Raw genomic sequence first — 321 nt, 5'->3', positions numbered from 1 at the left:
ACGTGCTCGACATTCCCGGCGGCCACGGCAAGGTGCCGATTGGACCGGGCTACCTGCGCGACACCACCGACGGGGTGCGCGTGACCGATCCGGGCGGGGAGGACCACGCCTACCCGCCGAAGGCGTGACGGAGACTCTTCGATTATGCGCAGGCTTTGGGGTCGCCTCACCTCGGTGAACGTGCAGAAGGCGGTGTGGGGACTCGACGAGAGGGGCCTGTCGTATGAGCGGGTCGAGGCCGGCGGCGCCCACGGGGTCGTCGACGACCCCGGCTACCGCGCGATGAACCCGAACGGCCTCGTCCCGACCTTGGAGGAGGAC

At 69.8% G+C, this 321-nt stretch carries 1 protein-coding gene and 1 pseudogene; both read left to right on the top strand.

From position 1 onward, the window contains the following. Positions 1–128 (top strand): annotated as a pseudogene (locus ACLBX8_RS31790) (lysine 2,3-aminomutase); the annotation flags it as partial. 16 nt (positions 129–144) lie between these two features. Further along, a partial coding sequence (locus ACLBX8_RS31785; RefSeq protein WP_447716422.1) for a glutathione S-transferase N-terminal domain-containing protein occupies positions 145–321 on the top strand: 177 nt, incomplete at its 3' end.

The organism is Methylobacterium sp. D48H (assembly GCF_053345715.1).
Note: the sequence above shows the minus strand (reverse complement) of the source record. Positions and strands in the feature narration are given on the sequence as shown.